Here is an 8,201-nt window from a genome sequence, read left to right as displayed (position 1 = left end):
GCCGCTGCTCGCGGCCGTGCGGGCGGCGCTCGCCGACTCCTCCGGGGAGATGACGCCGTGGGCGGACGGCCTCGCCGCCGCGGGCGTCGACCCGCGGCTGTTCCGTGGCTGCGCCGAGGTGCTGTTCGACGAACTGGCCGACGGCTCGGTGCGGCTCACCGGGGCGGGCAGTGCGGGCAACCGGCCCGTCGCCGAACGCACCTGGACCGGCCGCGCCGACGACCTCGCCGCGGCGTGTGACGAGCTGGCGCGGATGCTTGCCGGGCTTCCGGTGGAGCATCTGCCGCCCGGTACCCCGTCCGGCACGAGTTTCGGCATCAAGCGCACCTGGCTGGCGGTGCGGGGCAGCTCGGTCGAGGAGGTCGCCGCCGCGGTCGGCCTGACCGGCGCCCGGGCGGCCGGCTGGGACGAGGGCGTCGCCGCCACCTACGACGACGGGCAGGTCTTCGTCACGCCGCCGATCGCCGGCTGGATCCTGGTGGTCAACACCGTGCACGGCCACGGAGCCCCGTCGGTGGCGGACCTCAGTGCCCGGCTCGGCACCGAGGTGCAGTTTTTCGGGAACCACCGGGTGTCCGACTACGCCGAGTGGGCGCGCGCCGTCGACGGGCAGCTCATCCGGCACGTGTACTGCGGCGAGAGCCTCGGCCCCGACGTGCTCTGCGAGGAGGAGGGCGTACCCACCCCGGTGGAGATCGAGATCGGCTTCACGGAGTCCGAACCGGGCACGACATGGGCCGACGAGGACGACGTCCTGCGCGTCGCGGGAGCCTGGAGCATCGACCCCACCAGCCTCGACGTGATCGAGTCGAGTCCTCGCGACGGCCTGCTCGGCCGGTTCCGCTGACCCCGGAGCTCTCCGGAGTCCCGCATTGCGGCAAGTCCTTTGCTCCTATCGGACCGATGGGTAATGTGCGCGTTGCCTTCCTCGATCCACAGGAGATGACGTGACCAACCGTGGGACCACCCGGCGCGGGGTGTTCGGCGCGCTCGCCGGGGCTGCCGCAGCGACCACCCTCACCTCGGAGGCCGCCTTCGCGGGCGGCTCGGGTGAGCAGCCGTTCCGGGCTCAGCCGGGGAGTTCGAAGCGGCCGAACATCCTGTTCATCCTGGCCGACGACCTGGGCTGGGGTGACCTGAGCAGCTACGGCTCACCGCTGATCAGGACGCCCCACCTGGACCGGCTGGCCCGCGGCGGCGTGCGGTTCACCAACGGCTACTCGGCCGGTGCGGTCTGCTCGCCGACACGGGTCGCCCTCTACACCGGGCGGCTACCCGGCCGGACCCCGGGCGGCCTGCCCGAGCCGATCGGTGCGGCCAACGCGACCGACGGCATCCCGGCCGCGCACCCGACGCTGCCGTCGCTGCTGAAGGCGGCCGGCTACACGACGGCGCTGATCGGCAAGTGGCACGGCGGGTTCCTGCCGCACTTCAGCCCGCTGCGCAGCGGCTTCGACGAGTTCTTCGGCAACTACTCCGGTGGCGTCGACTACTACTCGAAGTACAGCCACACCGGCAACTACGACCTCTACGAGGGCGAGACGCCGGTGGAGGACGACGGGCGCTACTACACCGACATCCTCGGTGACCGGGCCGAGGCGTTCGTCCGCCGGCGGCACGACAGGCCGTGGCTGCTGCACCTCAACTTCACCAGCCCGCACTGGCCGTGGGAGGCGCCCGGTGACCGGGCCGTCAGTGACGAGATCACCGCCAAGATCAAGGCTGGGAACACGCAGGCCATCTTCCACAACGACGGTGGTTCGCTCACCACGTACCAGAAGATGGTCGAAAATCTTGACGAGCGGATCGGGCAGGTGCTCGACGCTCTGCGGCGGACCGGCCAGGAACGCGACACTCTGGTGATCTTCAAGAGTGACAACGGTGGTGAGCGGTTCTCCTACAACTGGCCGCTCTCCGGCAACAAGGCGAGCCTCAGCGAGGGCGGCATCCGGGTGCCCACGATCGTGCGATGGCCGGCCCGGATCCGTTCCGGCCAGGTCAGTCACGAGCCGGTCGTCACCCACGACTGGACCGCCACGCTGCTGGAGATCGCCGGCGCCCGCCCGCACCCCGACTATCCGCTCGACGGGACCAGCCTCGCCGGATATCTGCTGCGTGGCGCGGATGCCCCGGAGCGGGACCTGTTCTGGCGTACCCGGTCGGGCCGTGCCCTGCGCCGCGGGAGGTACAAGTACCTGCGTCTCACCGCGACCGGCGCGGACGCCCTCTACGACATTGAGACGGACCCGCGTGAGCAGGCCAACCTCGCCGCGAAGCAGCCCGCGCTGACCGCCGAGCTGCGGGCCCGCTGGGAGGAGATCGACGCGCCGCTGCTGCGTTACAGCTGATTCACCGGCACGGCCGCCCGGGCCGGCACGAAGGCCCGGGCGGTGAGCAGCGGCACCGCGGCGCCGAGCAGCAGGCCGGCGACGACGTCGCTGGTCCAGTGCACGCCGAGATAGACCCGGCTGAGCGCGGTCAGCAGCGGGATCAGCCACAGCGCCCACCAGCGCGGGAACAGGATCACGGCGATCGTCACGGCCATCGCGCTGTTCAGCGCGTGCCCGGACGGGAAGGCGTAGCCGACCGCCGACGACACCGGGTCCAGGAACTCGGGGCGGCCCCGGCCGAACAGCAGTTTCAGCAGCCCGCCGAGCACGCCGCCGGCGATCATCGTGACCGCCACCCAGGTCGCCGTGCGGCGGGCGCCGTGCCGGGCCAGCCAGATCACCAGGACCAGCGCGGCCAGCCGGAAGACGTTCGGCTGGAACAGGTTCGTCAGCCAGGTCATCACCGTGGTGAGCGCCGGGACGTCATGCGCGACCTCGTGCAGCCGGGCGGTGACACCCCGGTCGAAGGCGCGCATCGGCTCCCAGCCGGCGCTGACGAACGCCGCGAGAACGGCGACCGGCACCAGCAGCAGGACCGCCAGACCGGCTCGGAGGACAGGTGGCTCGGAGCGCATAGCGGACCATTACCCCACATCAACCTGCGAAGCACCTGTCAGAACAGCTCCAGGCCGGAGCCGCCGCCGGGCTGGCCGGTCAGCCGCGTCCGGTCGGTCGAGAAGTCGTTGATCTGGCCGATCGCGTTCTGTACCTGGTCGACGAGCCCGCTGATGTTGGCCTGCTGGTCGTCGGCCACCGCGCGCACCTGGCCGATCGCCGCCCGTACACTCGCGATCGTGTCGGTCATCGTGGCGACCGCCCCCGAGACATCGGTGGCGGTGGTGGTCAGCGTGTTCAGCGTCGCGGTGATCCGCTCGGTCGACTCGGCGGTGTCGTCGGCCAGCTTGCGGACCTCGTCGGCTACCACCGCGAACCCGAGCCCCGCGTGACCGGCCCGGGCGGCCTCGATCGTCGCGTTCAGCGCCAGCATCCGGGTCTGGCCGGCGATCGCCGCGATCATCGCCACCATCTCCCGCGTCGCCGGCAGGCTCACCGTCAGCGCCTCGGCCGCCTGGTCGGCCCGTTCCGCGTGATCGGCCATCTGTTCCGTCGCGGCGTGCGCCTCGGCCGCCCCGGCGGTGATGTCGTAGACCGACGCCTTCACCGCGTCCACGCCCCGGACGGCGTCGCCGAGCTGATAGGCGACACCTCCGATGATCTGCTCGGATTCGGCCTCCACCCGGCGCAGCATCTCCTCCCGCTGTTCCTCCCGTTCCCGCAGTTTCCGCTCCTGTTCGAGGGCCTCCCGGGCGCGCATCCCGGCCAGCTCGGCGGTGTGCCGGTCGATCGCCTCCAGCATGTCGTTGATGGCGGCCGCGACCACGTTGATGTCGGCGTCGTCGGAGGGCGGGACCCGCAGCGCCAGGTCCCGCGAGCTCATGATCTTCTCGGTGGTCCGGCGCAGCGGCTTCACGTGGTGCCGGACGGCCCGGCGCATCGCCATGCTGATGGCCGCCCCGGCGATCGTCACCGCCACCAGGACCACCACCGCCAGCTGGGCCAGCGTCGCCTGGGCCTGCGAGTGGATCGGCCGGTCGCTGAGCCCCTCGAAGGTGACCGGCACCCCGTCCGCGCCGGTGAGCGTGCAGGCCAGGGCGATCTTGCCGCCGGCCATCGCCGTCGTCACCGTGATCGTGCCGAACTCGCTGGACAGCTCCCGCAGCGGCTGGGCGTCCGCCCTCGGCGCCGACCGCAGGGCGATCTCGTCGTCGGTCTGCCCGGACAGCGACGCCAGCCCGGCCGCGTCCAGTTCCCGAAAGACCAGCAGGAACCCGTTGGAGTCGCCGGTGCCCTCGTCGTGGTAGACCGGGAACGAGCAGAACTCGGTCGGTGTGCCGGTCACGCTGGTCAGCCCGCAGAAATGGGTGCCGGCCGGACCGTCCCGCAGATAGCCGGTGAGGGTCGCCGCGTCGTCCAGGGGCGAGGGCATCGCCTGATACGTCGAGTCGGCGATGCGGCCACCCGCCCGGACCCGGCCCTGCGGGTCGACGACCATGGCGCCGGAGAAGCCGTACTGGCCGGTCAGCACGTCCGGCGGCAGGTCGACCTCGAACTGGGCGGTGTCCGCGTTCGCCAGATCGTCGAACAGCGAGGTCCAGATCGAGTTGGTGACCCCGAAGTCCCGCAGCCGCTGCGCGTGGGCGCTGATCGCGACCCGCAGCTCCTCCGCCTCCCGGCCGACCTGGCTGCGTTCCACCCGGTCGAAGGCCGACACCGTGACCAGATAGACCGGCACACCCAGGATGATCAGCATCGCCGCCACCAGACTGAGCACAGGCAGCAACTCGCCACGACGCAAGGCCGCGGCCGGCCGGAATCGCCCCACACCGGTATGTTCGGCTCTCCCCTGTGCCCGCTGAGGCCGGTTCGCTCAACCGGCCGTGGTTCCGGACGATTGCGGAGGATGTGCTGATGCGGGTCCCGGCGTGGGCAGGGTGGCTGGTCGTGGCGATCATCGCCGCGCTGTGCTTCCCTCTGGTGCCCGACGACACGGTTCCGGCCAAGATCTACGTCAACACGGTCGGGCTGTCGTCGGTGGCGGCCATGATCGTCGGCATCGTGCGGAACCGGCCGGAACACTGGCGGGCCTGGGCGCTGTTCGCGGCCGGAGTGCTGACCTTCGTCTCCGGGGACATCACCTACGACATCACCGAGCTGCGGCTCGGCGAGTACCCGTACCCGTACTGGGCGGACCTGCTCTACCTGTCGGCGTACCCCCTGCTCTGGGCCTCGCTGTCGCGTCTCGGCAGCCCGCGCGGCGACCGGGACCGCGGCGCCCTCATCGACGCCGCGATCATCTCGACCGGCATCGGACTGATCTTCTGGGTGTCGGTGGTCGGCCCGACCCTCGCCGACACCGGGGCGCCCGTGCTGGAACGGCTCGTCACGATCGGCTACCCGCTCGCCGACGTGCTGCTGACCACCGCCGTCGCCCGGATGCTGACCCGGGCCGGCAACCGCACCCCCAGCATGCGGCTGATGGCCGTCGGCGCCGTCATCATGCTGACCGGCGACCTCATCTACACCACGATGTCCAGCACGGCCGAGTACACCGGCGGATTCGTCGACTCCGGGTTCCTCATGGCGTACGCCTGCTGGGGTGCCGCGGCCCTGCACCCGAGCATGCGCCGCCGCGCCGACACCGTCCTCGACGTGCAGCGCCTCGGCCGGGCCCGGCTCGCCGTCCTCACCGCGTTCGTGCTCATCGCCCCCGGACTGCTCTTCCTGCAGGGCGCCGGCGACCCGGCCGGCATCGCCTGGGCGTCTCTGGGCACCGGCGCGGTCGTGCTGTGCCTGCTCGTCGTGATGCGCATGTGGGGGCTCGTCCACCAGGTCAGACTCCAGGCCTCCCGGCTCGGCGACCTGGCCATGCACGATCCGCTGACCGGACTGGCCAACCGGCGCGCCTTCGAGGAACAACTCGGCGCCGCCGACACCCCCACCGTGCTGCTGCTCGACCTCAACGGGTTCAAGGCGGTCAACGACCGGTTCGGGCACGCGGTCGGCGACGAACTGCTCGCCGCCGTCGCCCAGCGGCTCGTCAACGAGTTGCCGCCGGACGCGGTCGCGGCCCGGATGGGCGGCGACGAGTTCGCCGTGCTGCTGCCCGCCGCCGAGACCGCCGACGACCTGGCCGTCCGGCTCCGCTCGGCGATCCACCAGCCGATCCACGCCGGCGGCCAGGACCTGCTCGTCGGCGCCAGCATCGGCATCGCCGGCGACTCCGCCGACCCGGTCGAGGTGCTGCGCCGCGCCGACGTCGCCATGTACGCCGCCAAAGCCGACGGCGGCCGCCACCGCCGCTACACCGCCGACCTCGACGCCGGCACCGACGAGGAGGCCCGCCTCGGCGCCGAGCTGCGCACCGCCCTCGACCAACGCGAGTTCCACCTCGTCTACCAGCCCATCGTCGAACTGCCGACCGGACGATGCGTGGCCGTCGAGAGCCTGGTCCGCTGGTGGCATCCGGACCGCGGCTACATCCCTCCGGACGTGTTCATCCCGGTCGCCGAACGCAACGGCCTCATCGTCGAACTCGGCGAATGGATCCTGCGGACGGCCTGCCGGCAGTACGCCGACTGGTGGCGGCAGGGCGTCGCCCCGTACCGCTTCGGCGTCAACGTCTCCGCCCGCCAGCTCGCCGAACCCGGCTTCGTCTCCCTCGTCGCCGCCATCCTCGCCGAAACCGGCGTCCACCCCGCCCGCCTCATCGTCGAAGTCACCGAGACCGCCGTCTTCGGCGGCGGCGCGGCCGTCCGCGCCGTCCACGAACTCACCGAACTCGGCGTCGAGATCGCCCTCGACGACTTCGGCACCGGCCACTCCTCCCTCGGCCTCCTGCAGACCCTCCCGGTCCGCATCCTCAAGGTCGACAAGTCGTTCGTCGAGAACGTCACGATGGCCGGCCGGCACGCCGTCATCGCCACCTCCCTCGTCCACGTCGCCAACGGCCTCGGCCTGGTCGCGGTCGCCGAGGGCGTCGAAACCGCGGAACAGGCCGCCGAGCTGTACCGTCTCGGCTACCGGCGGGCGCAGGGTTATCACTTCGGTCGCCCGGCGATGGCCCAGATCACCCCGGAAACCGCAACAGCCTGACATTTGGTACGGCGTGGTTCGCCCCACCGAACCAGCCTGTCCCGTCGCTACGGCGCGAGGTTCCCCCGGCACCGGACCGAAACGCGACCGCCGGGCTGAATCCGGTGGTCACCGCGCTCCCCGCGGCCGCGGTCAGACACAGCTCTGCGACAGAGCCGGAAGCGCCGTCAGCGCCGATTCGCATCTTCGTGCCGACGGTGCCGGTCTGGGTGTTTGGGCTGGCAGCGCCGATTCGGGTCTTCGTGCCGACAGTGCCGGTCTGGGTGTTTGGCTGGCGGTGTCGGTTTGAGTCTTCGTGCCGGCAATGCCGCCTTGAGCGTTCCTGTCAGGACGGCACTCCGTCGACGTCCGGCAGGGGCGGCAACCCGCCGAGCCCGTGAAGCGCCCAGCGACGACAAGAGCACACATTGACGTTGCGGGTGCTCCCACCGTCGCTATAGGGCGGTTGAATACACACAATCAGGTCTTCGTGTGCGTTCATCCTCGCTATGGAGCAAAACCGCGCGGTTGATCCTTCGCGTGTCCTGTCATTCCGCCTGGCGGCGTCGCTTCGCGCGGTGACCTGTGGTCCGATCTGAACCCCTCCCGTCCACGCGGATCGCCGCCGTTAGCAGTGTGGCCACTCACAGCTCGATGCGAGCCGTATCTGTCCGCGTAGGTCGTCGGCGGCAGTGTGGTCACTGACGGCTCGATGCGAGCCGTGGCTGTCCCCGCGAATGCGGAAGCTCAACGGCGTGGAGACCTTCGGCTCTGGCTCTTCACCACCGAGGGTTGATCGCGCGGGGCGTGAAACCTGCGCTCCGGTCGCGGTTGTCGGTGGCCGGGGTGGAGGAGGGTGGCCTGGTATGCGACGACTTCTCGGTGGGGTGTCCTGTCGGCACCCGGAGCCGGATGCGGGTGCCGTCACCGCCCTCCTGGGGGCGGTGATCGCACCCAGACCCGATGACGGGTACATCCGACGTCCTGTTGAGGGACGGCACGCGTGCCCGGTCGGGCTTTGGGTGCGTCTGGCGTCCTGTCGAGGGACGGCACGCGTGCCCGGTCGGGCTTTGGGTGCGTCGGGGGTCCTGTTGAGGGAGGGCACGCGTGCCCGGTCGGGCTTTGGGGTCAAGCCCCTGGAAGTGGTGTAGCGGCTGATCTTTCGAGTTGTGTTGGTCA

5 protein-coding genes are annotated in these 8,201 nt (G+C 71.0%); 3 read left to right on the top strand and 2 right to left on the bottom strand.

Annotated features, from left to right (window positions below):
* The coding region (locus ACFO0C_RS03325; RefSeq protein WP_378064989.1) for a hypothetical protein at positions 1-847 on the top strand (847 nt) is incomplete at its 5' end.
* A gap of 100 nt (positions 848-947) precedes the next feature.
* Complete coding sequence (locus ACFO0C_RS03320) at positions 948-2,348, top strand: sulfatase-like hydrolase/transferase (RefSeq protein WP_378064988.1); 1,401 nt, start codon at positions 948-950, stop codon at positions 2,346-2,348.
* Here the strand turns inward: ACFO0C_RS03320 and ACFO0C_RS03315 are convergent.
* A complete protein-coding gene (locus ACFO0C_RS03315; RefSeq protein WP_378064987.1) occupies positions 2,339-2,965 on the bottom strand; it encodes a phosphatase PAP2 family protein in 627 nt (208 codons plus the stop codon). The genes ACFO0C_RS03320 and ACFO0C_RS03315 overlap by 10 nt on opposite strands.
* Positions 2,966-3,003: 38 nt before the next feature.
* Positions 3,004-4,773, bottom strand: a complete 1,770-nt coding sequence (locus tag ACFO0C_RS03310) for a methyl-accepting chemotaxis protein (protein WP_378064986.1) — start codon at positions 4,771-4,773, stop codon at positions 3,004-3,006.
* Between the two features lie 86 nt (positions 4,774-4,859).
* Here ACFO0C_RS03310 and ACFO0C_RS03305 point away from each other — a divergent pair, with 86 nt between their 5' ends.
* Positions 4,860-7,043 carry a putative bifunctional diguanylate cyclase/phosphodiesterase gene (locus tag ACFO0C_RS03305; protein WP_378064985.1) on the top strand — a complete coding sequence of 728 codons (2,184 nt, stop codon included), beginning with the start codon at positions 4,860-4,862 and terminating at the stop codon, positions 7,041-7,043.
* The last annotated feature ends 1,158 nt before the right edge of the window (positions 7,044-8,201 follow it).

The sequence above is a fragment of the Actinoplanes subglobosus genome, assembly GCF_042650585.1.
GTDB classification, from domain to species: Bacteria; Actinomycetota; Actinomycetes; order Mycobacteriales; family Micromonosporaceae; genus Actinoplanes; species Actinoplanes subglobosus.
Note: the sequence above shows the minus strand (reverse complement) of the source record. Positions and strands in the feature narration are given on the sequence as shown.

Coding starts and splice junctions, on each gene's coding strand:
- ACFO0C_RS03315 (WP_378064987.1), bottom strand. CDS start 2,965: ATGCGCTCCGAGCCACCTGTCCTCCGAGCCGGTCTGGCGGTCCTGCTG.
- ACFO0C_RS03305 (WP_378064985.1), top strand. CDS start 4,860: ATGCGGGTCCCGGCGTGGGCAGGGTGGCTGGTCGTGGCGATCATCGCC.